The organism is Kribbella swartbergensis (assembly GCF_054784135.1).
In genome coordinates this window covers 1-26,386 of sequence record NZ_BAAGPM010000025.1, presented here as the reverse complement: position 1 = coordinate 26,386, position 26,386 = coordinate 1, and the positions used below count along the sequence as shown (strand labels likewise).

Annotated in this window: 31 protein-coding genes, 2 tRNA genes and 1 pseudogene; 16 read left to right on the top strand and 18 right to left on the bottom strand. The window is 67.6% G+C overall.

Annotated elements, in window-relative coordinates:
* Window positions 1–63: 63 nt before the first annotated feature.
* Together ACYVOK_RS22925 and ACYVOK_RS22920 are read left to right on the top strand one after the other, a co-directional pair.
* Complete coding sequence (locus ACYVOK_RS22925; protein ID WP_460664563.1) at window positions 64–405, top strand: hypothetical protein; 342 nt, start codon at window positions 64–66, stop codon at window positions 403–405.
* Between the two features lie 306 nt (window positions 406–711).
* Complete coding sequence (locus ACYVOK_RS22920) at window positions 712–1,551, top strand: carbon-nitrogen hydrolase family protein (protein ID WP_460664562.1); 840 nt, start codon at window positions 712–714, stop codon at window positions 1,549–1,551.
* 6 nt (window positions 1,552–1,557) lie between these two features.
* Here the strand turns inward: ACYVOK_RS22920 and ACYVOK_RS22915 are convergent, their stop codons facing one another.
* On the bottom strand, window positions 1,558–2,019 hold the full coding sequence (locus tag ACYVOK_RS22915; protein ID WP_460664561.1) for a hypothetical protein: 462 nt from the start codon (window positions 2,017–2,019) through the stop codon (window positions 1,558–1,560).
* Window positions 2,020–2,050: 31 nt separating this feature from the next.
* Window positions 2,051–2,941, bottom strand: a complete 891-nt coding sequence (locus ACYVOK_RS22910) for a DUF72 domain-containing protein (protein ID WP_460664560.1) — start codon at window positions 2,939–2,941, stop codon at window positions 2,051–2,053.
* Window positions 2,942–2,996: 55 nt separating this feature from the next.
* On the opposite strand from ACYVOK_RS22910, the gene ACYVOK_RS22905 reads away from it, so the two are divergent.
* The 4 genes from ACYVOK_RS22905 (at window position 2,997) to ACYVOK_RS22890 (ending at window position 5,801) form a co-directional block, all read left to right on the top strand.
* On the top strand, window positions 2,997–3,389 hold the full coding sequence (locus ACYVOK_RS22905; protein WP_460664559.1) for a YkvA family protein: 393 nt from the start codon (window positions 2,997–2,999) through the stop codon (window positions 3,387–3,389).
* Window positions 3,390–3,428: 39 nt separating this feature from the next.
* Window positions 3,429–4,781: a glutamine synthetase family protein gene (locus ACYVOK_RS22900; protein WP_460664558.1), complete on the top strand. Its 1,353-nt coding sequence runs from the start codon at window positions 3,429–3,431 to the stop codon at window positions 4,779–4,781.
* A 46-nt stretch (window positions 4,782–4,827) separates the two neighbouring features.
* On the top strand, window positions 4,828–5,202 hold the full coding sequence (locus ACYVOK_RS22895; protein ID WP_460664557.1) for a hypothetical protein: 375 nt from the start codon (window positions 4,828–4,830) through the stop codon (window positions 5,200–5,202).
* A gap of 173 nt (window positions 5,203–5,375) precedes the next feature.
* Window positions 5,376–5,801 carry a dihydrofolate reductase family protein gene (locus ACYVOK_RS22890; RefSeq protein WP_460664556.1) on the top strand — a complete coding sequence of 142 codons (426 nt, stop codon included), beginning with the start codon at window positions 5,376–5,378 and terminating at the stop codon, window positions 5,799–5,801.
* Here ACYVOK_RS22890 and ACYVOK_RS22885 read toward each other — a convergent pair.
* From ACYVOK_RS22885 to ACYVOK_RS22865, 5 genes are all read right to left on the bottom strand, one after another.
* The gene (locus tag ACYVOK_RS22885; protein ID WP_460664555.1) at window positions 5,798–6,322 is read right to left on the bottom strand and encodes a YciI family protein; all 525 of its coding nucleotides are present in this window, start codon (window positions 6,320–6,322) and stop codon (window positions 5,798–5,800) included. The two genes, ACYVOK_RS22890 and ACYVOK_RS22885, sit on opposite strands and share 4 nt — an antisense overlap.
* A gap of 29 nt (window positions 6,323–6,351) precedes the next feature.
* On the bottom strand, window positions 6,352–7,311 hold the full coding sequence (locus ACYVOK_RS22880) for an acetylxylan esterase (protein WP_460664554.1): 960 nt from the start codon (window positions 7,309–7,311) through the stop codon (window positions 6,352–6,354).
* 25 nt (window positions 7,312–7,336) lie between these two features.
* Window positions 7,337–7,795, bottom strand: coding sequence for a hypothetical protein (locus ACYVOK_RS22875; protein WP_460664553.1), 459 nt, complete (start codon window positions 7,793–7,795; stop codon window positions 7,337–7,339).
* A 52-nt stretch (window positions 7,796–7,847) separates the two neighbouring features.
* A complete protein-coding gene (locus ACYVOK_RS22870; protein ID WP_460664552.1) occupies window positions 7,848–8,816 on the bottom strand; it encodes a hypothetical protein in 969 nt (322 codons plus the stop codon).
* 74 nt (window positions 8,817–8,890) lie between these two features.
* Window positions 8,891–10,477: an LCP family protein gene (locus tag ACYVOK_RS22865; protein ID WP_460664551.1), complete on the bottom strand. Its 1,587-nt coding sequence runs from the start codon at window positions 10,475–10,477 to the stop codon at window positions 8,891–8,893.
* 260 nt (window positions 10,478–10,737) lie between these two features.
* Between ACYVOK_RS22865 and ACYVOK_RS22860 the strand changes: the two genes are divergently transcribed.
* Window positions 10,738–10,827, top strand: a tRNA-Ser gene (locus ACYVOK_RS22860).
* A gap of 40 nt (window positions 10,828–10,867) precedes the next feature.
* On the opposite strand, the gene ACYVOK_RS22855 is transcribed toward ACYVOK_RS22860, so the two are convergent.
* Window positions 10,868–11,761 carry an LLM class flavin-dependent oxidoreductase gene (locus ACYVOK_RS22855; RefSeq protein WP_460664550.1) on the bottom strand — a complete coding sequence of 298 codons (894 nt, stop codon included), beginning with the start codon at window positions 11,759–11,761 and terminating at the stop codon, window positions 10,868–10,870.
* Between the two features lie 150 nt (window positions 11,762–11,911).
* Here ACYVOK_RS22855 and ACYVOK_RS22850 point away from each other — a divergent pair, with 150 nt between their 5' ends.
* Together ACYVOK_RS22850 and ACYVOK_RS22845 are read left to right on the top strand one after the other, a co-directional pair.
* On the top strand, window positions 11,912–12,160 hold the full coding sequence (locus ACYVOK_RS22850; RefSeq protein ID WP_460664549.1) for a hypothetical protein: 249 nt from the start codon (window positions 11,912–11,914) through the stop codon (window positions 12,158–12,160).
* Window positions 12,161–12,232: 72 nt separating this feature from the next.
* Window positions 12,233–12,868: a phosphoribosyltransferase gene (locus ACYVOK_RS22845; RefSeq protein ID WP_460664548.1), complete on the top strand. Its 636-nt coding sequence runs from the start codon at window positions 12,233–12,235 to the stop codon at window positions 12,866–12,868.
* 117 nt (window positions 12,869–12,985) lie between these two features.
* Here the strand turns inward: ACYVOK_RS22845 and ACYVOK_RS22840 are convergent, their stop codons facing one another.
* The 4 genes from ACYVOK_RS22840 to ACYVOK_RS22825 form a co-directional block, all read right to left on the bottom strand.
* The gene (locus ACYVOK_RS22840; protein WP_460664547.1) at window positions 12,986–14,893 is read right to left on the bottom strand and encodes a phosphoenolpyruvate carboxykinase (GTP); all 1,908 of its coding nucleotides are present in this window, start codon (window positions 14,891–14,893) and stop codon (window positions 12,986–12,988) included.
* Between the two features lie 323 nt (window positions 14,894–15,216).
* Entirely contained in the window at window positions 15,217–16,494 is a 1,278-nt protein-coding gene (locus ACYVOK_RS22835; protein WP_460664546.1) for a hypothetical protein, read from the bottom strand.
* A complete protein-coding gene (locus ACYVOK_RS22830) occupies window positions 16,491–17,075 on the bottom strand; it encodes a hypothetical protein (protein WP_460664545.1) in 585 nt (194 codons plus the stop codon). Before ACYVOK_RS22830 ends, ACYVOK_RS22835 begins: the two co-directional genes overlap by 4 nt.
* Window positions 17,076–17,335: 260 nt before the next feature.
* Window positions 17,336–17,890 (bottom strand): hypothetical protein, encoded by a 555-nt coding sequence (locus tag ACYVOK_RS22825; RefSeq protein ID WP_460664544.1) that lies wholly within the window; start codon window positions 17,888–17,890, stop codon window positions 17,336–17,338.
* 291 nt (window positions 17,891–18,181) lie between these two features.
* Here ACYVOK_RS22825 and ACYVOK_RS22820 point away from each other — a divergent pair.
* From ACYVOK_RS22820 to ACYVOK_RS22800, 5 genes and pseudogenes are all read left to right on the top strand, one after another.
* Window positions 18,182–18,254 (top strand) — tRNA-Arg (locus tag ACYVOK_RS22820).
* A 216-nt stretch (window positions 18,255–18,470) separates the two neighbouring features.
* Window positions 18,471–18,749: pseudogene (locus tag ACYVOK_RS22815) on the top strand (nucleotidyltransferase domain-containing protein); the annotation flags it as partial.
* Between the two features lie 23 nt (window positions 18,750–18,772).
* Window positions 18,773–18,982, top strand: a complete 210-nt coding sequence (locus ACYVOK_RS22810; RefSeq protein WP_460664543.1) for a hypothetical protein — start codon at window positions 18,773–18,775, stop codon at window positions 18,980–18,982.
* An 8-nt stretch (window positions 18,983–18,990) separates the two neighbouring features.
* Window positions 18,991–19,182 carry a UTRA domain-containing protein gene (locus ACYVOK_RS22805; protein ID WP_460664542.1) on the top strand — a complete coding sequence of 64 codons (192 nt, stop codon included), beginning with the start codon at window positions 18,991–18,993 and terminating at the stop codon, window positions 19,180–19,182.
* The gene (locus ACYVOK_RS22800; protein WP_460664541.1) at window positions 19,179–19,805 is read left to right on the top strand and encodes a GNAT family N-acetyltransferase; all 627 of its coding nucleotides are present in this window, start codon (window positions 19,179–19,181) and stop codon (window positions 19,803–19,805) included. The genes ACYVOK_RS22805 and ACYVOK_RS22800 overlap by 4 nt, the downstream gene beginning before the upstream one ends.
* A gap of 34 nt (window positions 19,806–19,839) precedes the next feature.
* Here the strand turns inward: ACYVOK_RS22800 and ACYVOK_RS22795 are convergent, their stop codons facing one another.
* Entirely contained in the window at window positions 19,840–20,091 is a 252-nt protein-coding gene (locus tag ACYVOK_RS22795; RefSeq protein ID WP_460664540.1) for a helix-turn-helix domain-containing protein, read from the bottom strand.
* 109 nt (window positions 20,092–20,200) lie between these two features.
* Between ACYVOK_RS22795 and ACYVOK_RS22790 the strand changes: the two genes are divergently transcribed.
* Together ACYVOK_RS22790 and ACYVOK_RS22785 are read left to right on the top strand one after the other, a co-directional pair.
* Entirely contained in the window at window positions 20,201–20,521 is a 321-nt protein-coding gene (locus ACYVOK_RS22790) for a hypothetical protein (protein ID WP_460664539.1), read from the top strand.
* A 981-nt stretch (window positions 20,522–21,502) separates the two neighbouring features.
* Window positions 21,503–22,048 (top strand): hypothetical protein, encoded by a 546-nt coding sequence (locus tag ACYVOK_RS22785; protein WP_460664538.1) that lies wholly within the window; start codon window positions 21,503–21,505, stop codon window positions 22,046–22,048.
* 488 nt (window positions 22,049–22,536) lie between these two features.
* Here the strand turns inward: ACYVOK_RS22785 and ACYVOK_RS22780 are convergent, their stop codons facing one another.
* From ACYVOK_RS22780 to ACYVOK_RS22760, 5 genes are all read right to left on the bottom strand, one after another.
* Complete coding sequence (locus tag ACYVOK_RS22780; RefSeq protein WP_460664537.1) at window positions 22,537–22,977, bottom strand: hypothetical protein; 441 nt, start codon at window positions 22,975–22,977, stop codon at window positions 22,537–22,539.
* Between the two features lie 154 nt (window positions 22,978–23,131).
* Window positions 23,132–24,148 (bottom strand): hypothetical protein, encoded by a 1,017-nt coding sequence (locus ACYVOK_RS22775; protein ID WP_460664536.1) that lies wholly within the window; start codon window positions 24,146–24,148, stop codon window positions 23,132–23,134.
* A 259-nt stretch (window positions 24,149–24,407) separates the two neighbouring features.
* Window positions 24,408–24,701 carry a hypothetical protein gene (locus ACYVOK_RS22770; protein WP_460664535.1) on the bottom strand — a complete coding sequence of 98 codons (294 nt, stop codon included), beginning with the start codon at window positions 24,699–24,701 and terminating at the stop codon, window positions 24,408–24,410.
* A 7-nt stretch (window positions 24,702–24,708) separates the two neighbouring features.
* The gene (locus tag ACYVOK_RS22765) at window positions 24,709–25,008 is read right to left on the bottom strand and encodes a transcription antitermination NusB family protein (RefSeq protein ID WP_460664534.1); all 300 of its coding nucleotides are present in this window, start codon (window positions 25,006–25,008) and stop codon (window positions 24,709–24,711) included.
* A gap of 448 nt (window positions 25,009–25,456) precedes the next feature.
* Entirely contained in the window at window positions 25,457–25,909 is a 453-nt protein-coding gene (locus ACYVOK_RS22760; RefSeq protein ID WP_460664533.1) for a tyrosine-type recombinase/integrase, read from the bottom strand.
* Window positions 25,910–26,386 lie beyond the last annotated feature (477 nt).

The following is a 26,386-nucleotide window of genomic DNA, read 5'->3' as shown; positions in this document are numbered from 1 at the left end:
CCAACCTCGTCTGCCCGTACTCCGAGGACAACCGCGTCCAGGTCCGACTTTATGCCGCCGGTGGTGAGTACCATCCGGAGCGTGTACGCCGAGGACGCGCAGACGCTGGGTGAATTGGGTACGACGTTCCGCGCCGCCGGGCTGCCGCCGGTCCGCGTCGTCGTACCGCGCGAGCTGGCCGAGCGGGCCGTCGCCGCGTGGCGCCGGGACGACGAGGGCGCCGTACCGCAGCCGGAGGATCCCGGTCAGCGGGTTCTGCGGCACCGGGCCGGGACGCTCGCGCTGATCGGCCTCGCCATCACCGAACGTGGACAGACCGACGCCGACGGGAACACGGTCGTGGAGCTGAGTCCCGAACTGGTCGGCGTGGCGATGGACGCCGCGGACGACATCGCCCGACGCTGATCGACGGTGATTGACCGGCGGACCGGCGTCGGGAAAGATGTGGTCCCGGCGCGGCCCGCGCCTCACCTTCGTTGACCGGCCCCGGCCCGGTCTCCTCCAGAAGGCAAAGGGACTTCCTGTCTCGGGTCGCTCGTCCTGGTCAACCGCCTCGGACGGGATCGCCGGGGGATCGCGTGCGAGTGCGTGGAAGGCCAGATGACAGCGCACAGGAACTTCAAGCGACGGGTCAGAGCCCGCGCCGCCAAAACGGGCGAGTCCTACACGGCTGCCCTCCGGCACTTCCGTCCGACTCCACCAGGAGAAGATATGCCGGAAAACCCGACCCTACGCCTCGCCGTCGTCCAGTCGACGATGTGCGACGACCCGACGAACGCCGCTCTGCTCCGGCAGAGCGGTGCCGAGATCCGCGGCTTCCTGCGGCAGGCCGCCGAGGGCGGTGCCCGCCTGGTGCACTTCACCGAGGGCGCGATTTGCTTCCCGAGCAAGCACGTGATGTCCGAGCTCGGCCCGGACGAGGTCGGCGCCGCGGATTGGACGAAGGCCGACTGGACCGTGTGGCAGGAAGAGCTCGACCGGATCGCCGCCCTCGCGGGTGAGCTCGGCATCTGGGCCGTGATCCCGTCGGTGCACCGTCTGCCCGCACCGGAGCGCCCGCACAACAGCATGTACGTCGTCTCCGACCAGGGGAAAGTGGTCGCACGGTACGACGAACGCATGCTGTCGACCACGAAGGTCACCTGGATGTACACCCCGGGCAAGCAGCCGGTGACCTTCGACGTCGACGGGTTCCGGTTCGGTCTCGCGCTCGGGCTGGACGTGCTGTTCCCGGAACTGTTCACGGAGTACGACCAACTCGGCGCCGACGGCGTCCTGGTGTCGTACGCGACGAACGGTGTCTCGCACCACGAGCACGTGGCGGTTCAGGCCCGTGGGTCTGCCGTGAACAACACGTGCTGGATCAGCTTCGCGGTGCCGGCGAACCCGACCGGCGGACTCCGGTCGGGCGTGAGCGACCCGCGCGGGGAGTGGGTCGCGCAGGCCCCGGCGGACGGTTCGCCGGCGGTCGTGCTGACCGATCTGCACCATGCCGAGACGACCGCCATCGGCCGGGAGTTCCGGCGCCGGACCCGGGAGCGCGTCAGCTGAGAACGGTCACCGCCCGGCTCTGCTGAGGTCACCGACCTGCTGGGCGTACCACTCGGACTCGGTCAGGTGTTCCGCGATCTGGCGCAGGGACCAGTTGGGACTGCGGTCCTTGTCCCACTCGGCCGGATCGAGCGCGGCGTACCGCAGCGCGAAGGTCCGGCCGAGCCGCCGCAGCCGCTGCTCGGCCTCCTTCGCATCCTCGACCGTGAACGGCGCCAGGTCGGCCTGCGAGGTGAGCGCACTGGCGTGCCACTCGTCCGGTTGGGTCGGTACGCCGGCCAGCAGCGCCTCGACCTCGGCGAGGTGGTCGACGAGGTGGTCCGCGATCCGGCGGACCGCCTTGTGCGGGGTGTAGACCCGGTTGTCGTCCGAGGTGAGGGGCTGCCCGTTCCAGGCCGGCCAGGTCTCGATCAGCAGGAGCGACCGCTCGACCGCCTGCTCCACCAGGGTTCCAGGATTCTCAGTCATGCGGCTCACGCTAAGCGCGTGATACTTCGGGCTACGCCGAAGTGATCTTCAGGCGTTGTGCCAGGCCTTCGGCGTCGAACGGGGCGCGGACCTTGACGTCGTTGTCGAAGTACACATAGACGTCTCGGGACCGCCGCGGCGCGCGGGATGTCGCCACCGTCTTCCCGTCGGTCGGCGTCCCGCCTTTGTGCCAGGTGCGGATCTTCGCCGCCCAGCGGTCGAGGGCGTCGTCGTCGTACCCGCTCACGTAGAGTTCTTCGGCACCGTGGAGGCGGACGTAGACGAAATCGGACGTGACGTCGTCGAGCATCGGCCACTTGCCGGCCGTGTCCGCGCAGACCAGCGCGATGTCGTGCTCACGGAGCAGTTCGACGAACTCGTCCTTCTCGAAGCTGGAGTGGCGTACTTCGATCGCGTGCCTCATCGGGATGTCGACCGGGCAGTCCAGGTACGCCCGGCCCTCCATCCGCTGGTCGTGCCGCTTGGCGACCTCCAGGGCCTCGGCGGTTGTCCGTGGCAACGACGCGAAGAAGTGCGCGCACCGCTCGGCGTCGTACCCGAGGGTCGGCGGCAGCTGCCACAGTACCGGGCCCAGCTTGTTGCCTAGCGCAAGCACTCCGGAGGCGAAGAAGTTCCCCATCGGCGCGTCCACGTCGACGAGCTTCTTCATGTGCGTGACGAACCGCGGCCCCTTCACCGAGAAGACGAATCCTTCCGGCGTCTGGTCGTACCACCGCTGGTACGACGACGGGCGCTGCAACGAGTAGAACGACCCGTTCAGCTCGATCGAGTTCAGCCGGCGCGACGCGTACTCGAGCTCCGCCCGCTGCGGCAGACCCTCGGGGTAGTACACCTTCCGCCAGGGCGCGTACCGCCACCCGGAGATCCCCACCCGGTAAGCACTCTTCCGCCAACGCTCCACAATCACGACAGTGCCCAACCGCGGAGTCACTCACTCCTTGATTATGGTTGAGGACGTGGCTGAGGCGCTGGTGGTTGCCGGGGTGCTGGCCGGGCTGTGGGCGCTCAGCTGCGGACTGATGATGCTGTTCGCCCATCGGCTCCCGAACGGCTTGCTTCGCCAGGTCGCCGAGTTCCTGCCGTCGTGTGTCACAGCGGCTCGCACGCTCCGGAAGGATCCCGCCGTACCCCGCCGAGCCAAGATCGCGCTGCTGGTCGCGGTCCTCTGGGTGCTGTCCCCGATCGACCTTCTGCCCGAGTTCCTTCCCGTCATTGGTCCCCTCGACGACGTGGTGGCCGTCGTCCTGCTCCTCCGCTACGCCGCCCGGTCCATCCCCCGCGACACCTTGCTCACCGCCTGGCCCACCGACCCCCGCCTGCTGGAACGTCTCCTCGGCCGCCCTGGCTGAGCAGGGCTTTGGCTCCCGCGGCGTGGTACGAAGGTGGACGTGACGATCACCGACAGTCTCCCGCCCGCGGACCGCGCCAGTGCGTTGCTCGACGGCGGCCTGCGGATGCTCATCACGTCGATCGTCGACAACGCCGGCATCACCCGGGCGAAGTCGGTGCCTGCCCATCGGCTGCGTACGGCGATCCGCGACGGGATCGGCCTGTCACCGGTGTTCGCGATCATGTGCACCGACGACGGGATCACCTCGTCGCCGGCGGTCAACGGCCCGGTCGGTGACAACCGCCTGATGCCGGACCTCGACGCGGCGGCACCGCTCGGCCCGGACAACACGGTGTACTGGGCGCCGGCCGATCAGCTGTCCCAGGACCACCAACCGGTGGACATCTGCCAGCGCGCGGTCCTGCGACGGCAGGAGGAACGGGCGATCGCGTCCGGGCTCGACGTGAAGCTCGGGTTCGAACTCGAATTCACCGTGTTCACCGGTGACCCCGACGATCCCAGGGTCGCCACCCTTGGTCCGGCGTACGGCGTACTTCCGACGCTGAAGCTGGAGGACTTCGCGGTCGACCTGCTCGCCGCACTCGAAGCGGCCGGCGTCCTGGCGGAGCAACTGCATCCCGAGTACGCACAGGGGCAGGTCGAGGTGTCGCTGCCGCCGGCGTCGCCGGTGACCGCGGCCGACCAGTCGCAGCTCGCTCGGCTCGTCGTCCATCGGGTGGCGCGCAAGCACGACCTGCTGGTGTCGTTCGCGCCGATCACGGTGGCCGGGTTCGTCGGGAACGGTGCGCACATCCACTTCTCCGCGGCGCTGAACGGCGTACCGTTCGGGGACGACGGCGGTCCGTCGGAGCACGCGCGGCATCTGATCGCGGGTGTGCTGGCCGAGATCGACGGGCTCACCGGCGTACTCGCGCCGAGCGTAGTCAGCGCCGACCGGCGCATCCCGGGGAACTGGGCGGGTGCGTTCGCGTGCTGGGGGCCGGAGAACCGTGAGGCGGCGCTGCGGTACGTGCCGGGCAGCGTCACGAGCCGGCCGGACTCGGCCAACTGCGAGATCAAGATCGGCGACCCGTCCGCCAACGCCTACCTCTGCGCTGCCGCCGTACTCGCGAGCGCGCTGACCGGGCTCGAGCGGAAGTCGGTGCTGCCGGCCGGGCTGGACCACGACCCGGCGTCGTACACCGAGGCCGAGCTCGAGCGGATGGGCGTCCGCCGGCTGCCGCTCACGCTGGAGGACGCGCTTGTCGCCTTGGAGCGGTCCAGTGTGATCCGCAGTGCTCTCGGCGAGGCGATCGTCGACCCGTTCCTCGCCGTACGACGTCATGACGCGCAATCCCTCGGCGCGCTGTCCCTGGAGGACCGGGTTCGCGCGTTGCGGTGGCGCTACTGAGCTGGTCGAGCTGAAGTGGACGCCGACATCACTTACGGTGATCCACATGGCGTTTGCTGCGAAGGGGAGCCGGGGCGAGTCGTTCCTGACCGTGGTCGTCGGCGGAGGGGCGGCCTTCGGGCTGATCGTCATCACGTCGCGGGCGTGGAAGGACTGTCAGGTCGACGTCGCCGGCAGCGTGCCCAACGGCCTGACCCTGCTGTTCCTCGGTCTGCCGCTGGCCCTGATCGTGAACCTCGTCCTGTTCAACCTGGTCTTCCGGTACGCCGGGAAGACCTTCCTCTTCTCGCTGGTCGCCGCCGCCATCGCGATCACCATCGCCGACCTGGCCCTCTTCTCCTGGCAGGGCACCCCGGCCGCCTCCCCCGGCATCTGCCCCGCCAACGTCCCGCCCTGGTGGCCCACCTGGATCCCGACCTGAAAGCCCTTTGAAAGCCGGGTGCGGTTAGGTGGGGGTATGAGCGGACCGACGCGGCTGTACATGGCGATGTCACTGGACGGCTTCATCGCGGGACCGGACGATCGGCCGGGCAGGAGTTGGGGCGCGGTGGCGGGCGGTTGTTCAACTGGCTGGACCACCGCGGGGAGCCGGGGGTGGACGGTCAGATCTTCGGTGAGGCGATGTCTACCAGGGCGGTCATCGCGGGACGGCGTACGTTCGAGCTCGCCGGCCGGTGGAACGGCGACCACCACGACGGTGTCCCGATCCACATCCTCACGCATCACGTCGACGAGAACGACGTACCGCCCGGCAGCGCGAAGTTCTACACGGACGTCGACACCTGCGTCGCCGATGCCCGAGCCGCGTCCGGCGACAGCCCCATCCTCGTCCACGGCGCCGGCGCCGCCCAGTCCCTGCTCGCCGTCAACCAGCTGGACGAGCTGGAAATCCACCTGGTCCCGGTCCTCCTCGGCGAGGGTCGCCGCCTCTTCGACTCGCACCACGCAGAGCTGGAACTGACCCGCTCCCTGCAGGGCCGCGACGCCATTCACCTCCGCTACCGCGTCGTGAAGCCTTAGCGGCGGCCGCCGAAGGTCCAGGGGTGAGCGTCGGCAGGTGCGGGGAGGAGAGCTGCGGCGGCTGTCGGGGTGGGGGCTTCCACGAGCGCTGCTTGGCCTACATGGGTTCGGCCGTCGGGGGTGTGCAGGTCGCCGTGGAGGATGAAGTGTTCGGAGGGCGCGGGGGCGGTGGTGTCGGTGGTGAGGACCAGGTAGCGGTGGTAGTCCTCGACCGCGTTGGTGAAATCCCACATGGTGCGGGCGGAGTGGTTCTCGAAGCGGTAGATGCCGACGGACTCGAAGGCGCCGGCGCGGTAGTACGGCTCGTCGAAGGCGAACCGGCGTACGGCGTCCTCGTCGGGAAGATCCACGATGTGCAGACTGCCGGTGGTCTCGGCGTCGTCGTCATGTGACGTCAGCGTCGGCCCGCGAGCGATCAACTGCTCGGCGTACCCGTCCATGAAGGCCCAGTGCTCTTCCTTCAACGCCAGCTTGAGCTGATAACCACCCGGCCGATCCCGCCCCCACACGAAGAACTCCACAGCTGCACCCTAGTCCGGTCCGAGGGTGGTCAGAGCTTCGCGCCGATCAGCTGGTAGATGTCGTCGTGGGCGCCCGGCAGGCCGTCGTGACCGAAGTCGGGGTAGACGCGGACCGACTTGGGCGACGTGATCTTGTTGTAGGCCGCGTACTGCGTCGACGGTGGGCAGACCTGGTCCTCGAGACCGACGAACAGCGTCACCTCGGCCCGGATCCGCGGCGCGAGGTGCTGTACGTCGATGTAGCCGAGTGTCGTGAAGACCTCGTCCCGGCGGAGATGCCGCGGGTCGCGCTTCCTGAACCAGGTGACGATCTCGTCGTACGGCGCCTTCTCCAGGTTGAGCTCCCACGCGCGCTGGTAGTCGGTCAGGAACGGGTAGACGCTCGCGGTGTACTTGATCGAAGGCGTCAGCGCGGCAGCCACGAGGGAGAGCCCGCCGCCCTGGCTCCAGCCGGTGGTCGCGATCCGCGCCGAGTCCACCTCGGGCAGCCCGCCGATGATGTCCGCGAGCCGCCGGGTGTCCAGGAACACGTGCCGGTACAGCAGCCCGTCGGGCCCATCGTCGAGACCGTGGACGAGGTGGTGGTGCAGGGAGAAGCTGTTCGGCGCCTGCGACTCGGTCCGGAACCCGACCTGCTCCCGCACGTCCAGAGCGGCCACGGTGAACCCGCGCGCGGCGTACGGCAGCAAGTCGACCCACTGCGGCTGCTCACCGCCGTACCCGTGGAACATCAGCACGGCCGGACCCGTGGGTTCCGCGGGGCGGATCACCTTCGCGTGCACGCGATAGCCACCGGTGCCGGTGAAGTACAGGTGCTGGGCGGTCGCCGTGGTCAGCGGGAAGTCGGTCGCGTCGGCGAACTCGGTCTCCGGGTCGACCGCGTCGAGTTCGAGCAGCGCCTTGTCCCAGTACTGGTCGAAGTCGGCCGGCCTCGGGTTGGTGCCCTGGTAGACGGCGAGTTCCTCGGGCGACATCTCGAATGAAAGCACAAAGACTCCAAACCTCGCGGGTGACCTATTCTGCGTGATCGCCGTCGTCGGGAGCAGTGCCGTCCCAGATCGTGTAACCGTGCGCCTTGTTCAGCCGGTCCCGCAGCGCGGTCTCCAGCTCCCCGACCTGCGCGGGCACCAGCCAGCCGACCGGCACCAGGATCGAGTGCTCCTGCTGCTTCGTCCGCAGCACGATCGCCTCGCCGTGCGTGGTCTCCACGCGTCCCGCCTCGGTCACGTCCGTCCACGCCGTGCGTACGCCGCGCACCTCGACGTCGTCGTCGCGCAGTGTCAGTACGGCGGGGGGCCGGGCGAGGACCGCGAGACCGGCCACCACCACCAGCCCGCCGAGGACGAGGAAAACGGTGATCACCGCGGCCGGCAGCCCGATCGCCCACGCGATCGCGGCCACGCCGAAGAGGATCAGCCCAGCCGCCGGGATCCCGAGGAACCGCCCCGGCCGCATCCGGTACGTCGTACGCATCGGGCAAGTTTCTCATCCGCCGTCGCGCCGCGGCGCCGTACCTCGGGAAGAGTCAGAAGGCGTCGACCTCCGAGGTGGGTGCGTTGCCGAGCGGCGTCCGCGCCAGACTGATCGACCAGTCGAACGAACCGTCGAAGCGGTCGTCGTACCGCTCGTACGAACAGTCCTCGGTGAACCGCCGGTTGGCCGCGTCCCAGTTCGTGCCGGACTTGAAGTACACGTAGTAGCTGCCGCGGATCCCGCGCAGCGTCGCCTTGTGGTTCGCGCGCACGTAGATCGACACCTGCGGCTTGCGCGGGCTGCTGTTCGTCACCACGATCACCACGTCCGACGAGCTGCTGTTGTCGATCTCCAGCCGCCCCGGACCACGCGCGCCGGACCGCTGGACGATCTGCCCGTTCTTGCCCCGCCCGTTCACCGACGGCGGCGCCTTCGGAGCAGGCGGTACGACGAGCGCCCCGAACCGCAGCCCCCTGCCGACCGACCTCGACACGTCCTGCGTCAGCTCGGCGACCGAGCTGCGAATCCCGGTCTTGGCCTGGTACAGCCGGACCGCCGGCGCCTTCGGCAGACCGCAGCTGGTCTTGGTCGCCCCGGCGTCGCCGAGGTTGTCGGTGACGTTCTCCGGGTAGCTGTCGAACGACTCGAGGACGGTCTTGTGGGCGGCGTCGAGGGCCTTCGGCGGATTCACCTTCGCGAGCGCCTGCCGTTGGAGTACGACGGCCGCCGCGAGCTGGGCCCGGGTCGCGTCGAACGCGGGCAGCGTCTTCGCGTTCATCACCCGGACGACGTACGTCCTGAGGACCTTCTCGACGTTCGTCAGCGCCCGTTGGTACATCGGGACCGACAGCCGCACCGGACTCGGCGCTGGCGGCGGCGGTGCCGGTGTGCTGCTCACCGTGGTCGTCGTACTGCCCGCCGAAGGAGCGGCTGCGTTGCCGTCCTCCGGTTCAGCGCTGCAGCCCGCAACCGCCAGTACCGTGATCCCGATCGTCGCCGCCGTCCAACGCCGCACAGTCACCCCCAGTGACTCGTTCCAGTGCGGTCAATGCTTCCCGGCCGGACGGGGGTCCAGACCTGAATGGCCGGTTGATGTCAGTTGCCGCCGGTCTCGCTCGGGTTGTAGGCGCAGGCGTCGTCGAGGCTCTGGGCGGCACCCGGCGTGATCGCCGGCTTCTTCGGGGTCGGCTTCTTGGTCGTCGTACCGCTGGACGGCTTCTTCGTCGGTGTGGTCGACGGGGTCGACGACGCGACCGACTTGCTCTTCGGGTTGATCGCCTTCTGCACGATCTCCCGCATCGCCTCGTAGTTCGGGTTCTTACCGGTCGGGAAGTTCCTGCTCTTGTCAAGGTCGACGTTGGAGACGTTCGCGTTCTTCACCTTGAGGCCGAGTTCGATGAACGCGGGCAGGATCTCCTGCGGGATGTCGGTGCGCAGCAGTTCCTTGCCGGCCGAGGCGATCTGCTGGTACTTCGTCACCAGGGTGGCCGGGTTGACGCCGTTCACCAGCGCGTGGATGGTGCAGCGCTGCCGCTCCTGCCGGGACGGGTCGCTCAGGCCGTAGCGGCCGCGGGCGAACCAGAGCGCGTGGTACCCGTCCAGCTTCTGGTTCGGTCCCGGCTCGATGTAGCCGGACGGCTTCCGGGCGGTGTTCGAGCCGGGCCCGTCACCGTAGTCGCCGCCGATCGGCACCCGGTAGTTGACGTTCACGGTGATCCCGCCGAGCGCGTCGATGATCTGCCGGAACCCGGCCAGGTTGACCTGCATGTAGTAGTCGATGTCCAGGCCGAGCGCCTCGCCGACCGAGACCTTCAGCACGTCGGCGCCCTCGTTGTCGGTCGGGCCGAGGACCCCCGGGTGCTGCTTCGGGATGTTCTCGTACATCGAGTCCAGGTAGAACTCCGGCTGCTCGACGTTGCCCAGGCTCGGGTCCCAGTAGCCGTCCGGGTAGATCTTGTGCAGCGGCGAGTCGGCCGGGAACGGCATCCGCATCCAGTTCCGGCTGAGCGAGATCAGCGACGTGTCACCGGTCTTGGTGTCGATACTGGCGACGATCACCGTGTCGGTCCGGGTCCCCTCTCGGCCCGCGCCGTCGTCGGCGCCCAGCAGCAGCAGGTTCAGCCGCGGCGTGTTCGCCCACGGGTCCTTCTTGTCCACCTTCGGCCGGGTCGCGCTCTTCGAGTCGCCCTCGGACTGGAACACGCTGCCGACCAGGTCGCGCTGCGCCATCACCGTCTGCGCGGCCACGGTCGTCGGTACGGCGATGCCGAAACAGAGCAGTCCGACGAACATCGACCCCGCCAGCCGGGCGGTGTACGTCATGCTCACCGGGCGGAGCAGTTTGTGCGAGGCCACCACGACCCAGATCCAGCAGAGGCCGAGCCCGACCACGGCCGCGCTCGCGATCAGCAACTGACGCGGCGACACCGCGAACGCCAGGATCGAGTCACGCCGGGTCAGGCCGACGTACGCACCGACCAGCAGCAGGCCGATGCTGATCGTCAGCACGAAGGCGCCGAGTTTCTTCCGGCCGCCGATCAGCAGCCCGGAGCCGGGGACCAGCGCGCTGAGCAGGGTGAGGCCGATCGCCTTCGACGCCGTACGGGCCCGGGGTGTGCGGTGCCGGGACCGGGTGGCTCGAGGCGCGGACCTTCGTCCGGCAGCGCGAGTACTCCGCGACATGGCTCCGTTCCCTGATCGACGACGTGGCAGCCCTCCGTCGGCCGCATGCAGCGGCCCACGGTACTTCAGACGCCCACGGCACCCACTCGGTTGACGTGATGCTGGCGACCCCCGTCGATGCACGCCAGATTACAGGTGCACCGGCCCACCACCACAAAGTGCCGTCCCCACCACCCTCGGTGGCGGAGCCCCGCTTTGCTGCCGGGCGGGTGGAGCGGATAGTCTTGGCCGTCGTCGTGTTCCCCCTGGGGACCGTCGGAGGAGGCGTCGCCTAGTCCGGTCGATGGCGCCCGCCTGCTAAGCGGGTTGAGGGTAACCCCCTCTCGCGGGTTCAAATCCCGCCGCCTCCGCAAGTAACTGAGAGAGGGCCGCCAAGTGGCGGCCCTCTTCTCACTTGCTCATCAACTGCTTCGCTTCGGCGATGCGTTCCACCGACCGCGGGGTCATCGGCTCGGGTGAGACGATCAGCTGATCGATGCCGAGGTTCTGGTACGCCGTGAAGGCCTCGGCCAACTCGGGGATCGTGCCTTCGATCGCCCCCGGCTCGGGCTGAGGCACGCCCGGCTGTTCGGTGTCGCGGACAACCACACCGACCGTCGCCGCGACCGCGCCGTCCGGCTTGCCGGCCGCCTCCACCGCGTCGCGCAGGGTGCCGAGTCGCTCCTCGACCTTCTCACCGGCGGCGCCGTACCAGGCGGTGTTCCAGACGTCGGCCCACTCGGCGGTCAGGCGCATCATCCGCGGCCGGTGACCGGCGACGAGGATCGGGATCCGGCGGGACGGCGCCGGGTCGAGCACGGCTTCGCGCACGCGGTGGTACTTCCCGTCGTACGTGACGGTCTCCCCGCGGACCAGCCGGGCGACGATCTCCAGCCATTCCTCGAAGCGCCCGACCCGGTGGTCGGTCGGCAGCCCGAACGCCTCGTACTCCGGGTCGTGCCAGCCCGCGCCGACACCGAGCACCAGGCGACCGCCGGACACCTCGTCGAGCGTCACCGCCATCTTGGCCGTCAGCCCGGGGTCCCGGAACGACGCGCAGAGCACCAGGTTGCCGAGCTCCACCCGGGTCGTGATCGCCGCGACCGCACTCAGCAAGGTCCAGGCCTCGTGCATCCCGAACACCGTGCCGTCGGGCGCCTTGTAGAGGAAGTGGTCGGCCAGCCACACCGCGTCCAGCCCGCTCCGGTCGGCCGCCTCGGCGACCGCCCTGACGTCCTTCCACCCCGGCATCGAGCCGCCCGGCCCGTCCTCACCACCGAACGGCAACATCACACCGATCTTCATGGCCTCAACCTATCCATCAATCGGCAGGCAAACTGGGCCGTTTCTGTGATCCCACGGTGGCGTGTCCGCAACGCCCGCGGGTACTAAGAGCCGCCCGGGTGGGTGATCACGGTGAGGTGCGGGCGCGTCGGAACTCGAAAGGTGATGACGATGACGGCTCCCGCATTGCCGAGGACCGTGGATCACCGGCCGGAGGCACCGGTGTTCGATCCGCGGGCCATCCTCGGTCTCGGTCTGCCCGCACACGTGATGATCCAGCTCGGCGACCGCCGGTCACCGGCCTGGCTGATCGGCCGCCTGCACTGCGCGAACGGCTGGGTCGCGCTCGTGCAGTACACCGACCCGACCGGCCGGGAACAGACCCTCCGCCTCCCCGCCGACCAGGTCGAACCGATGTAGATCCGCAGTACGCCGGAAGTCGGGGGGCACCCACCGTGCACCTCGGACCCCGGTCGGTGGATCATGCTGGGTATGAGGCCGTACCCGGATCGGGCGGCTGCGGGCCGGGCTCTGGCCGAGGAGCTCGGCGAGGTCGCCGGATCGGTTCTGGTGCTGGGGCTGGCGCGTGGCGGTGTGCCCGTGGCGGCTCCGGTCGCGGACGCCCTCGGCGCGGAACTGGACGTGCTGATCGTCCGCAAGCTCGGCCTGCCGCAGCAACCGGAGCTCGCGATGGGCGCGATCGCGGGTGTCGGCGGCGAGACCCAGACGGTCCGGAACGAACCGGTTCTCGCCGAAGCCGGTGAACACGCGCTGGCCACCGTACTCGCGGAGGAGACCCGCGAGCTGAAGCGACGCGAGCGGGCTTACCGTGGTGACCGCCCGGCGATCGACGTCCGCGGCAAGGTGGTCATCCTCGTCGACGACGGCCTGGCCACCGGGTCGACGATGCGTGCCGCCGTGGCAGCGGTACGGCGCCAGGACCCGGAACGCATCATCGTCGCCGTACCGGTGGGCGGCTCGGACGGCTGCCGGCGGCTGGCCCAGGTCGCCGATGAGGTCGTCTGCGTGTGGAAGCCGCTGTACTACACGGCCGTCGGCCAGGCCTACCGCGACTTCTCCCCGGTCGAGGACGACGAGGTACGACGCATCCTGGTCGAGCGGACGTGAGTCCGCGGGCTCTTCACGGATACAGCGCGGCGCCCCGGCCGGGTGAGCCAGGGCGCCGCGCTGTGTCCAACCTGGTCCGACCTGCCGGCTTCCGATTCGGCAGGTCGGGGTCTGATGTCAGCCGAGCCGCGCGCGCAGGTTGTCGAGCTCGACCCTCAGCGTGGCCGGCACCTTGTCCCCGAGCTTGGCGAACCACTCCTCGATCAGCGGGATCTCGGCCTTCCACTCGTCGGCGTCGACCCTGAGCGCGATCTCGAGCTGCTCCGGGGTCAGCTCCAGCCCGGTCACGTCCAGGGACTCCGGCGTCGGGACCCGGCCGATCGGGGTCTCGACCGCGTCGGCCTGCCCCTCGATCCGCTCGATCACCCACTTCAGCACCCGGCTGTTCTCGCTGAAGCCCGGCCAGACGAACTTGCCGGCCTCGTCCTTGCGGAACCAGTTCACGTAGAAGATCCGCGGCAGCTTCGACGCGTCGTGCTCCTTGCCGACGGTCAGCCAGTGGTCGAAGTAGTCACCGGCGTTGTACCCGAGGAACGGCAGCATCGCCATCGGGTCACGCCGTACGACGCCGACCTCGCCGACCGCGGCCGCGGTGGTCTCGGACGACAGCGTCGCGCCCATGAACACACCGTGCGCCCAGTCGCGCGACTCGGTCACCAGCGGCACCGTGGTGGCCCGGCGTCCGCCGAAGATGATCGCCGAGATCGGTACGCCGTTCGGGTCCTCGTACTCGTCGGCGATGATCGGGCACTGCTTGATCGGGGTGCAGAACCGGCTGTTCGGGTGGCTGGACAGCTCGCCCGAGTCCGGCGTCCACTCCCGGCCCTTCCAGTCGATCAGGTGGTCCGGCGGGGTCGGCGAGTAGCCCTCCCACCAGACGTCCCCGTCGTCGGTGAGGGCGACGTTGGTGAAGACCGAGTTGCCCTTCTCGATCGTCCGCATCGCGTTCGGGTTCGTCTTCCAGCCGGTCCCGGGGGCCACCCCGAACAGGCCGAACTCGGGGTTCACGGCGTACAGGCGCCCGTCCGGGCCGAACCGCATCCAGGCGATGTCGTCGCCGAGCGTCTCGACCTCCCAGCCCTCCAGCGTCGGGTCGAGCATCGCCAGGTTGGTCTTGCCGCAGGCGCTCGGGAACGCGGCGGCGATGTAGTGGACCTTCTTCTCCGGCGAGATCAGCTTGAGGATCAGCATGTGCTCGGCGAGCCAGCCCTCGTCCCGAGCCATCGCCGACGCGATCCGCAGCGAGTAGCACTTCTTGCCGAGCAGCGAGTTGCCGCCGTACCCGGATCCGTACGACCAGATCGCCCGCTCCTCGGGGAACTGGACGATGTACTTCTCGTCGTTGCACGGCCACGGCACGTCCTGCTGCCCCGGCTCGAGCGGTGCGCCGACCGAGTGCAGGCAGGGCACGTACGGCGCGTCTGTGCCCATCTTCGCCAGCACCTCGGCACCCGTGCGGGCCATGATCCGCATCGACGCGACGACGTACGCCGAGTCGGTGATCTCGACCCCGAACATCGGCTTCTCGGCGGTCAGCGGACCCATGCAGAACGGGACGACGTACATCGTCCGGCCGCGCATCGAGCCGCGGTACAGCTCGGTCATCAGGGCCTTCATCCGGCCCGGGTCCATCCAGTTGTTGGTCGGACCGGCGTCCTCCTCGTCGACCGAGCAGATGAAGGTGCGCTGCTCGACCCGGGCGACGTCCGAGGGATCGGTGCGGACCCAGAACGAGTTCGGCTTCTTCTCCTCGTTCAGCCGGACCATGGTGCCGGCCGCGATCAGCTCGTCGGTGAGCTTCTTGTACTCCGCCTCCGACCCGTCCATCCAGTGGATCCGATCCGGCTGGGTCAGTGCGGCCACCTCGGCGACCCAGGCCAGCAGGCCGGCGTGCTCGGTCGGGGCGTCACTCAGGTCGTAGCTGCGAGCCTCGGCGTTGAGGGGTACCGAATCAGCCGCGGGGCCGGCGGGGGCGGCTGGCGCTGAATCAGGGTCGGTATGGGTCGGGCTGGCGGTGGTCGTCATCGGCGGCTCATTCCCTCTCGGCTGTCGGGCCCGGCAGCCGTCCCGCCCCTCGACACTGAGAGGAGGTACGGCTCCGGCCGCCGGGGTCTCCGGCGGTTCGATCCAGCTGGCTGGCGGTGTGATCTGTCGCATACCAGTGCGTCCAGTGGACGTATACCAGTGTGCAAGTGGTACTAACCGTACGCGACTCGACGGCGTGGTGAGAACCGCCAGCACGTGAGGCCGATCACAAAGTTGTGACGACAATCGCTTTCCGGTGAACCTTGTGAAAACGAGAACGGCCCGCGCTGTCGCGCGGGCCGTTCCGAAGGATTTTCGGCGAATCAGCTGGTCTGCCACCAGATGTCGTTGACGATGCGCTGGACGTCCTGCTCCTCACCGGCGACACCGGTCCCCGCGACGCCGACCAGCCACCACCGGCCGCCGCTCATGAACGTGCGCGACATCGTCAGGGCGTATGACGACTTCTGCCCGGCCTTCTCCTCGGTGAACCAAGTCCGTGCGTCCTTGGCCGTGGCCGGCGCGGGCACCTTGAACGCCGTCGACCATGCGCGGTCGAACGCCTCCCGGTCCGCGAGGCAGCCGGCCAGGTCCCGGCAGGGGTGCAGTGCGATGCGCGCCTCCAGAGTCCCCCGCGGCCGGTCCTTCATCGCTGCGGTCCGCACCCGGCGGTAGATCGCCGTACTGGATTCGCCGAGTGACGAGACGTCCGGCGGCCGCGGCCAGCCGAAAGCGAACGGGAGCCCGGCGGTGAGGATCGGCTGGACGTCGGCACCGGGCGGGTAGGCGGCACCGAGCACGCCTGCGACGCCGGTCGACGGCTTGTACTTCGCGGTCGTGACCGGCTCGACGCCGGGCAGGAGCGCCGGCGACGGGAGCGGGCCAGGGCTGACCGCGGCGGGGACCGCCTCGACCGGTTCGTCCTTGACCGAACTGCCGATCGCGGAACCGATCGAGTAGGTGATGGAGAAGACGATCAACACCCCGACGACGGCGACCAGGTAAATCCAGCCGCCGATCTTGTGCCGGTACTGGCGGGCGATCTCGACTTTCGATGGCTTTGGGGCGGTTTGCTGCGGCCGGGCCTGCGGGTGGGTGGCGCTCTGCGGTTGGGCTGCGGTTCGTGGTTGGGCTGGGTTGTGCGGTTGGGCGGCGCTGCGTGGCTGGTCGGCGCTGTGTGGTTGGGCGGCGTACGTCGGGAAGGCCGTGTCGGCGGGTGGCGGCGCGGCGCCGTACTGACTGAGCTGGGACCGGGCCGTCCGCAGGAGGTCCTCGTCGTTGCCGAGGATGCCGTCGAGCGGGTCGATCAACCGCTCGGCGCCGGACCGGCCGGGGATCAACTGGGTGATCGCGTACGGGCGGTCGGAGCTGAAGTTCGCCGCCCACAGCGGCGCATCGTCCTGTCCCGGTTCGAGCGCGGCGTCGCGGCCGGCCTTCACGAGGCGGTCGCATACGACGGCATCGCGGGCGCCGGCGTCGCTGAGCACCAGCGCGACGACCTCCATCCCGGTGAAGCTGCGGCCGCGCCAGACCTCCGCGAGCGGATGCGTCAGAAGTTGGTGGTCGAACCGGTACCCGGGGATCTGCGGGGTGCTGGTCACTTCGTCTCCCAGATCGCGCGATCCGCCAGGACCAGCGCCGCCTGCTCGGCCGTCTTCTGCCCGATCGGGTTGACCGTGTACAGCACGTGCACGGTCACGTCACCGCGCTGCACGAGCGCGTTGACCGTCCACGACTGACCGGCCAGACCCCGGGCCGTCGAGGCGAGCTTGGTCGGGTACGGACGGCCAGGGACAGCCTCCAGCGCGCTGCGTTCCCAGGTCCGCTTCGCGTGCTGCGCCGGGTTCAGCGGAGCCCGGCCGGCGCCGGCGTCCTTCCCGCCGTACGGCGTGATGGTCACCTTCACCAGGGCGCTGCTGAACGTGGGCTGACCAGGCTCCGACTGCGCCGAACACGTGACCGTCGACATCCCCGCCTGGGCCAGCGTGACCGGCTTCTTCGATGCCTGCGGCAACAGACCGGACACATCGCCGATCCGGGCACACACCCCGTCGGACAGCTTCCGGGCCGGCACGATGTCCTCCGGCTGAACCGGATCCCCAACCGCAAACCCGATCCCACCCCCCGCCACAGCAGCCACCCCACAAGCAACCGCCGTACCCCGAACCAGTCGACTCGCCACACCCGCGACCCTAACCAAGCAAAGGTCCTCCCTTCCCCCTCAACAACACCCCCTTGGACCCCACCACCCCACCCCCGGTTCCTCCCACCACTACACAAGGGCCTTGAACCAAACGAGTGGAGTCCCCAACCGGTCGCGCCACCACCCGCCGGTCCCCCACCCCGCCAGCCGATCAATCCAGAAGGACTTGAGCCGAGCGGCTGGAATCCCACACCGATCGCCCCACCACCCGCCGGCAGGTTGTGTAGGTCGCCGGCCGGTTAGTCCAGGAGGGTTTTGACGGAGCCCCCGGACTCGGTCAGCTTCGTGCCGAGACCCTTCAGCGCGTCACCGACGGTCGACAGGATCCCGGAGAGGTCCTGCAGGTTCCCGGCCAGGCTCTCGATCTCGTTCGCCACCCCGCCGACCTGGCCGCTGCCGTCGTTAAGCTTCTTCGCCGCCGCGTCCCCGATCCCCGGGATCTTGTCCAGCTCACCGGCCAACCCCGCCAGCATCCCGGCCGCGTCCGTCAGCTTGCCCTTGGCCGCGTTCAGCGTCGTAGCACTCCCGGCCAGCGCCTTCCGCGCCCCACCTTCCCCATCGTCCCCAACCAGCGCCCCCGCCGCCCGCGCCGCCTGCTCCCCCGCCTCGACCAGCCCGGACCCGATCGTCTTCAGCAACTCGGGCAACTTCCCGATGAACCCGACCGCATCATCCGGCAGCCCCCGCACCAGGTTCAGCACTTTCTCGAAGTCATCCGAGTTCTCCATCACAAACCCGACGGCCTTCTTCACGTCCCCCAACTCCCGCCCGCCGAGCAAATCCTCAATTCCCATCCCCGGATCGTAGAGCCGCAACCCCCACCCCACCCCCCGCCGCACCGCCCGCACCACCCGCACCACCGCACCGCCCGCAGCGTCCGCCCACGCCTCCTCTCGCCCACGCCTCCTCTCGCCCGCTGCACCGTCCGCCGCCACACCGTCCGCCGCCGCATCGTCCGCCCGCGGCACCTCCCACCCCGCACCGCACCGCCCCGCCCCCGTCCCGTTGGCGACCCCACCGCACCCGCCCCGGAGCCGATTGGCATCCACCGCCCTCCCCCATGTATCGTTACTCGACGTTGTCCAGCGCTCGTAGCTCAACGGATAGAGCATCTGACTACGGATCAGAAGGTTGGGGGTTCGAATCCCTCCGAGCGCGCTTCGTGAAAGCCCAGGCAGACACTCTCTGACCTGGGCTTTTGTGTCTCCGGAGGCAGCGGCAGAGAGGGCGGCTGTCGTGCTCGCCGCGTTCTGACCCCCACGATTGACCCCAACGTCCCCAGTCGTGCTGACCTGCGCATCTACCGTTCGCCACCCGTTACGTTCGTAGCATGTCGCGAGCCAATGACCTCGACTTCGTCAGCACGTTGTTACCCGCTTGGAGTCCGCCGGCATCAGGACTTGGCTGTTCGGCGGATGGGCAGCCGAGTTGCTCGGCCTGAGCCTGCCGAGACCACACAATGACGTCGATCTGCTGTATCCAGCCGACAGCTTCGAAGCTGTGGACGCTTTTTTTTGCGACCGGGAGCGCGGACGAGATAGCCGCGAAGCGATTCCCGCACAAGCGGGGTTTCGAGACCGACGGAATCATGGTCGAACTCTTCCTAGTACAAACCCCAGAAGCCGGTCCGTTCACCGACTTCTGGGGTCCTAAATCGCCACGAGTGGCCTTCCAACGTGTTCGACGTCCGGGCGGGAGGCTTTCGGGTGGCCAGCGCCATGTCAGTGCTTGGTTACCAGGCTGCATGGGACGCCCTGCAGGACAGCAACTACCCGATGGATATCTCGCAGGAGTGCGGCTTGCTCACGCCGCACGATGTGCCCGGTGGCGTCATCCGAGCCATGGCCGCGAAGGGACACGAGGAAATGGGTACGTCGATGAGTTGACGACCCGGATGCCCCAACCGGATGAGGCTCGGAAGCTCGGACTCGGCCAAGGCACGCCCGTGCTTGTCTATGTCCGCACGACTTACAGCGACAAACGACCGCTGCGCCTCACGCTCACGATCTTCGCCGGCGACCGCAACCGAGTCGTCTACGAGCTGGGCGATCTGACCGCGTACCCCGAGAACGGAGGCGCGTCGTGATCGTCGAACAGGCCACGATCGAGGACTTGCCCGTCATCCTCGCGATGCGGACCGAGGCCAGCCAGTGGCTTGCGAAGCGCGGCATCGATCAATGGGCGGTTGCGTGGCCGAACCCCGAGGCTCAGTCCGAGCGCATCCTGTCCAGCATCCGTGCAGGCGAGACATGGATGATCCGCACCAACAACGGCGACACCGCCGCCACGGTCGCACTCGACTCGTTCTCCGACCCCCAACTCTGGACCCCGGAGGAGCAGGCCGAACCCGCCATGTACCTGCACCGGCTCATCGTCCGACGCAAGTACGCCGGCCTCGGTGACGACGTGATCGACTGGGCATGCGACCGCGCCGGCCAACTCGGCAACCGCTGGGTCCGCATCGACGTATGGACCGACAACATCGGCCTCCACCGCTACTACGAGAACCGCGGCTTCAAGCACGTCCGGACCCTCGACCTAGCCCACTACCCGTCCGGCGCGCTCTTCCAGCGTCCAGCCACCGACTGGCGAGACCGCAAGGCGTCTGAAGTGCTCATCGAGAGGCCGCAGACTATGCCGACCAAGAACAGCCGGTTCGAGCCCTTCGAACGGGCACTGTGGCCGGTCCTCAACGAGCAGACGATCTGAACGCAGTTCGTAAGGTGACCGGGGACGCCGCTACTCAGTCGAGACCGAGTGTCCTGAGGGCGTCCTCGGGAGCGCCTTGCAGCAGCTCCCGCAAGTTCATCTTGAGCGCACCACAGAGCGCCACGGCATCCGCCAAGGTCACGCGCCGTGTCCCGTTCTCCAGCGAACCAACAACCGAGCGGCTCCAGTCCAGCTCGTCCGCCAGGTCTTCCTGCCGCATCCGGTGCCGAGCGCGGGCAGCACGGACGTTGCCAGCGATAAGCTTGTCTAACTCGTCCGGCGTCATGCGCAGATCTTCCCGCGCCGCTCAGCCCGACGTCATCCGGCCAAACGCAACGGCATGCCGCAATTAACGTCCTATGGCCTGTTATAGCATCGCCGCGATATTACTTCCGGTGTGGCACCTGAAATCAGTCACGTGGGAATCGCCTCTTGACCGCCGCGCGGATGCGCACGGTGTCGCGCAGCGCGCCCGGACGACGATGAGCCGCAAGGAGCTCGCCCAACGTGTGGCCGAGCTGCTATACGCGGTCAACACCAAGAGGTACCCGATAACAGGCCACTACATCGCCAAGCTTGAACGCGGCGCGGTGTGGTGGCCCTGCGAGGAGTACCGAGCAGCCCTCTGCCTCATCCTCGGCGCGAGCAACGACGCAGAACTGGGCTTCCGTCCGCCGGAGAGCCGCCGACCAGCGCCACCCGGCTATGTCGGGTGAGGCCTGAGCCAGTTGGTCAGACACGGCTCACCTGGCTCGACCGAAAGCGGTGTCGGCGTTCCGATGCACAGCGCTCCGCGGCACTGAGGTCAATTTCGATGCCTGCCGCTATCCTCGGGCCCATGGACATGTGCGACGCCTGCCGGACCTTGAAAACGGCCGGTCGGCGCACCCCGCCGCATTCCGCGCTTGTGGCAGTCGGGCCGGTCCGTTCCTGCTCCGTCATGGGTATGCGCGCCGACGAACAGGACTACCGCTGCAACGCGTGCGGGCAGCGGTGGATGCACGAGACCGGGAACTCAGGCTACGGCTGGATTGCTGAGTCTGCGGACGCCGACTGACTTCCGACCTGTGCTCTGCCAACAGACCCGCGACACATCTCCGTCTGCTGATCTGCGACGGGCTAGGCGTCTAACGTCCCACCTGAGGGAGCCGGCCAACGCACGGATCTAGCCGATGAGCGAGCCGCTCTCCGGCGGCGAGGCAGGCGAGCCCGCTGGCGTGAGAACGATGGCCGCTGCTGCATCTAGGCTACGAACAGTGGAAGACGCGAGGGGGAGCAGAGCATGGCGCTGGTGGACTCGGTGGCTGATTGGGCGCAGGTTGCCCTGAACGCGGGTGCGTTGCTCACCGGCGGGGTCGTTTGGAAGATGTACTTCGAGAACCTCAAGGCGACGATCGGGACCAAGGATGCCGAGGTATCCCTGGCGAACAAGCAGGCTGACTACTGGCGCGAGAAGGCCGAGGAGCTGGAGAAGCGCAGCCCCGAGGCGGTCGAGCGCGTCCTGGCCGATCGGATCTCCATCCGCGAGCAGGAGATCGAGAGGCTGTCGAGCGATCGGGAGCACAGTACCCAAGAGCTGGGACGCATCAAGGAGGAAGTGCGCGTGCTGAACCAGACCCTGGAGCAGACCAAGGGCTTCCTCGCGGTCCTGAAGATGGAGGCGCCTGACGCCCGACGACCCCGACTACGACGAATACATGGAGTACCTAAAGGACCGGGAGGACCGGGTCGTGGAGGTCGAGGTGGAATACCTGGGGGTGGCCTGCGTCGACAGCGGCCAACTGATGATCACGGACCCCTGCTACATCGCGGCAGAGTGGCTGGACGAGCCGTATGACTACGTGCGCAAGTACCGCGACACCCAGACCGGAGACGTCGTCGCGTGGGACCCGGGCGAGGTCAGGTACACCGAGCCCTTGGAGCCCTACGGCCAAACCGTCCCGGCTCTCGTCGAGGCCGGACGACTCGTGCAACTGCCGCCGCCTCCGGCGCCGGAGGAGTTCCACTACTCGTACAACGGCGCCTGCCAGGCCACGCTCTCTAAGGACGGCTTCGGGGAGCTAGTCTTTGGCGACGGGAACCCCGGCGCTGGGGTCGTCTTCCAGAGCGGTTGGGGGGACGGGTACTACGAGGTCTACGGGGAGAAGCACGACGGCCGCATCATGCGCGTCTACATCAACTGTGGGGCCGAGCCGATCCCCCTCTCGCAAGGTCCGCGTGACGCGAGCCGGCCGCCGGACTAACCGTGCCGTTGCGCAGCTCGACCACCTGGAGGCCGCCCGGGTCAGCCTTGGTTGGCAGAGGCGCCCTGTCATGCCGCGATTCCCGCTTCAGACCGTCGCACGTCACCTGGCGGACGAGTGTCGCGCATCTGTCGACGGAGGACACCGACAGTCGCGCCTTCTCTGCCGGATTGACCTCTTATGGATCAAGGGCGCGCCTTCGGCGCGCCTCCCGCGCGGGGTGGGCGAGCCCATGCGGCCTGCCGGCCGAACCACGCCCACCCCGCGCGGAGAACGGCCGGCTACCTATCGCATGAGGCACCGGCATCGTCCGAGGCCTGGCGTCTGACCGCCGGTTAGCCCCGTCCCCCTGGCCGCTCGATCGTACGGCCACCACGACACGCATCAAGAGCGCTCCGCGTCCCTACGGGATCGGCAAGCCGACTCTTGACACGCGCCGCGCTGACCTTGGTTGGCAGCTATCAGGGGGACGGGGCAGGTGTGGGCCATCAGCCTCTGAAACCGTTTAGGTCGTCACGCACACGGTTCGCTCGGACGTAGGCAGAGTAGAGCTTCGGGACGGCCATGAGGAGTAGTAGCAAGAGGTAGACACCAAGGCCCAAGATGACTCCGGACAGACCGCGTCTGAGCCAATCGAGGATCGGCGGCAGATCCTTGCTGCCTGACGTTTCCGAAGCAACAACGATGAGCGGTACCTCAACGACCGCGATCCACGTCGACCAGAGTAGGTGCGCCACCGCTTCATCGATCGAGTCGCGCTCAGGGAGTTCCACAGGCTGAGCATGCTCGCGCTCCGTCAAGCGACTCCGCCACGCCCCGAGCTGCCCGAACGCGGCTAAGCCTCCCCCCACCAGGAAGGCGACGCCGGCCAGCAGTGTCTCCGCATCAGTGATCGTCCAGTCGAACCATGTGACGGCGAGGGCGGTCATCAAGGGAAGGCCTAGCAAGAAGAGTCGGATTCCTATAGTCGGCTTGCTTGGGAGTCCATCCTTCGTGTAGTCGCGTGCGCCCAGTGACTTCCAGTGGCCCCGCAGGAGTGCTCTTGGTGTGAAGCGATCCGATACCACGTACTCCCCACCTTTACTAGGACAAGTCGAGGTTCACCTCGAGCGTGGTGGCCATCCCACCGATGACTCGCTTTACTTCCTTCAACCACACGTCGTCTGTTGGCCGGTGCTCTTCAGAGACCGGGTATACGAAGATTCGATCGAGGTGGCGGGGACCGATCTTCTTGGTGCCGGCATCGGACTCGATCGCCACGTAACCCTCATTGAAGCCTGGGTCACCGACATTTTCGTCGACGAGATCGACCAGCTCGACAACCCCGTGCCCCTTCGCTTCCTCTACGTCCATGCCGAGCACCATCTTGGCGTAGTCGAACACGCCCTGGCGCTTGGCCTCGGTGGTGATGGTCTCTTCCAGGACGATCTGCTTCTCCCACCGATCACTCGTCGGCGACAGCGTCTTCTTCGCAAGGTGGATCCTGGTCTTGTTCGCCTGTCCCAGCATCTCCTTCAGACGCTCAAGGTCGAGAACGCCATGCATGCCGAGACCGTATGGGTCGCGTTTCGGGATGCTGGCATTAGCGATCTCGTGACTCATTCGCTTCAGCCATCGAGGCACCATCGCGGCCGGGCTAGATCCTCGGATGTTCTCCACAGCCATGACGCCCTTGATGCCTGTCTTGGGGAGAAATAGGCAGCACCTATACAGCCGGTTGGTAGACATATCGGCGATCGCTGCGTCCTTCGTGGCGTCCGCCCCCGCCGCTGTCTCGTATCGCCCGACAGTGCCGTAACTGACCGTAAACAGTACTGTGTGGCTCCCATGTCGGGTCGGATTCGAGAAGGCCACGCGAGGGTCATCCTGGACGCCCTCGGTCATGTAGTCGCTCAGTGGTGGCAGTTCCTCGCCCACTAAAGTCAACCTCGGGTTGCCTGTCAGATTGCCCAGACTGTGGAGCTCCGGCAGCAGCACGTCAGCAAGATAGTCCGCGTAGTGCAGATCGCCATCTTGACCGAGAGTGCTCACGTCGAGCGCGGCGCGGCCTCGCAGACCTCTGACCACCTTGGCTGAGTAGAGCTTGAATCCATGTTTCACGTTGCCCCCCATTCTTCAGTCTCACGTCGGTTTCCCCCGCGCGACTGTAACCCCTAGTGACGGAAAGGTCATCGGGATAAGGCGGCTCTGCGTTACGAGTTGTGCCAAACGGTGAGCTAGAGGAAGGCGACGCTCGCCCGCGCAATGTCGGATGATCGCTGAGGAGGACTCGCGGGGAGTGGTAGGGCCGCACAGTCCTGATTCACACGTGGGATGCTGATGCGGCAAGGAGCACGCTCGGTCAGGTCGGAGAGTCCGGCTAGTTCTCAGCGTCGTGATCAGGGCTGTAGTGGATGCCCAGGATCCCGACAACAGGGTCGCCGTCGTCGTTTGGTTCCTCGTACATCAGGATATGGAGCCCAGGACGCGGCTGGCAGTCGTAGACATCCTCCGACGGGTCATACAGCGTGTACCAACGCGTTGTACGCCAGGTGTCCGCTTCAATGCTCTGTACGAGCTCTATCAGCAGCTCGCGGTCTCCCTCGGCGACGGCCGAAGATCCATCAAGCCACCAATCAAGCCAGCGGAGCGCATCTACGTCGATCCGCGCCATGACGGGCTTACTTTCGAAGTGCGGCTAACGCTTCCTGCGCGCTGACGCTGCCTCGCGTATGGTGGCGTGCCTCCGATACCCGCTTCCCATAGTGTTCATCACGGTTCGCGCGAACCATGTAGAAGAGGCTATCCACAGCAGCGTGAAGGGCATCAACATTCTTCGTGCGGCGGAAGTAGATGCCTACCCTCAGGAGATGGCGCACCACTCGATCAACCGCCTCACGCGGCATCCGGTCAACGATCTTCATCGCGCGATCGAGGGCAATGAGTTCGTCTTCGGTCAGGTCTCGGTCACTGACGTTCATCTGGCTCGCCTCCGCGTCATCGCTCGTGGTGCCCACCGTACGCCGGACAACCGACAGTCTCTGTCATCGTGCCATGTATCCGGCCCAGCCGGGGCGACAGGCGGCGCGGAGTCTGCCAACACGTCTGCTAAGCACCTAGAACGCCGGTCGTCGTGCGTGAACTTGTGAGGTCTGAATGACCACGATCCAGCCGCCCTGGCCGGTGGTGTAGTCGGTAGGTCACAGGTGACCCCAGTCCGACCCCAACGGGCCCGAACAAGGTGCGTGCGTTGGCAACACTGAGACCACCAGTGCGCGAGGCGGCGGGAGCATCATCGAGGTGTGCAGGGTCCTACGGATCAGAAGGTTGGGGGTTCGAATCCCTCCGAGCGCGCAAACAAACCCCAGGTCACGAGGTAGATGACCTGGGGTTTCGCACGTCCGGGGCTCCCGGTTGCTAACAGCCTTGCTAACACGGTGCCAGGGCTGAGGGCTCCGGCCCGTCTCCCGGGTCGTCACTTTCCGGCTCGACGGCGGCGGCAAACACGTCAGCGATTCCGGCCGCGTGCTGTCGGATCACATGCGCGTAGACCCGAAGCGTGATCGACGGATCGGCGTGCCCGAGCCGGTCAGCGACAACGTGCACCGGCACCCCGGCCAGCAGCAGCATCGTCGCGTGAACGTGGCGTAGGTCGTGCAGCCTTGCGTGTGGCAGAGGGTGAGGAGGTCGGGCGGCGGCGTCCCCCGGGTCATTGTACGCCTTGATCGACTTGGCCATGAGCTGGCTCACCGTGTCCGGGTAGCGCCGACGGTGCGCGATCATGACTATGTGCAGGCACCTATCGCGGGCGATGACCTGGTCGAAGTCGAGCTGCGGCGCTCCGGATTCGTTGACTGGAACTACGACCTGGGCAACGGTCACGCGGTCGATCTTCTTGTCGCTCCGACCCTCTGGCTTGTCAACTGGCTAACCCATCTCACCGTGTTCGGCGGCGGTTGGACCCTTCGTGTCTGGCGGGCCGGTGCGGATGGCCGACCGATCAGCAAGACGACGTATCGCCGCAAGGCCCTCGCGCTCGCAGACGTTCACCGTCGGATGCACCTAGCACGGGCAACGCTTGATTCCTCCAACGGCGATCGGTGAACGGGCGGTCGACCGATCTTCCACGCTGGCGCTGCCTGCTAACTCTCGTGCTAACACCGGCCCTGGATGAGGGTGTACGGGCGTGGACAACCGCGCCGCCAGAAACGCGCGTTGAAACCCGGCGTGGACGCCGGTGGACCAATCGAACTCGACTACGGATCAGAAGGTTGGGGGTTCGAATCCCTCCGAGCGCGCAATGTGATGTCTCAGGACATCGGCGACAGGTGAACCCACGATTTGTGGGTTCACCTGTTC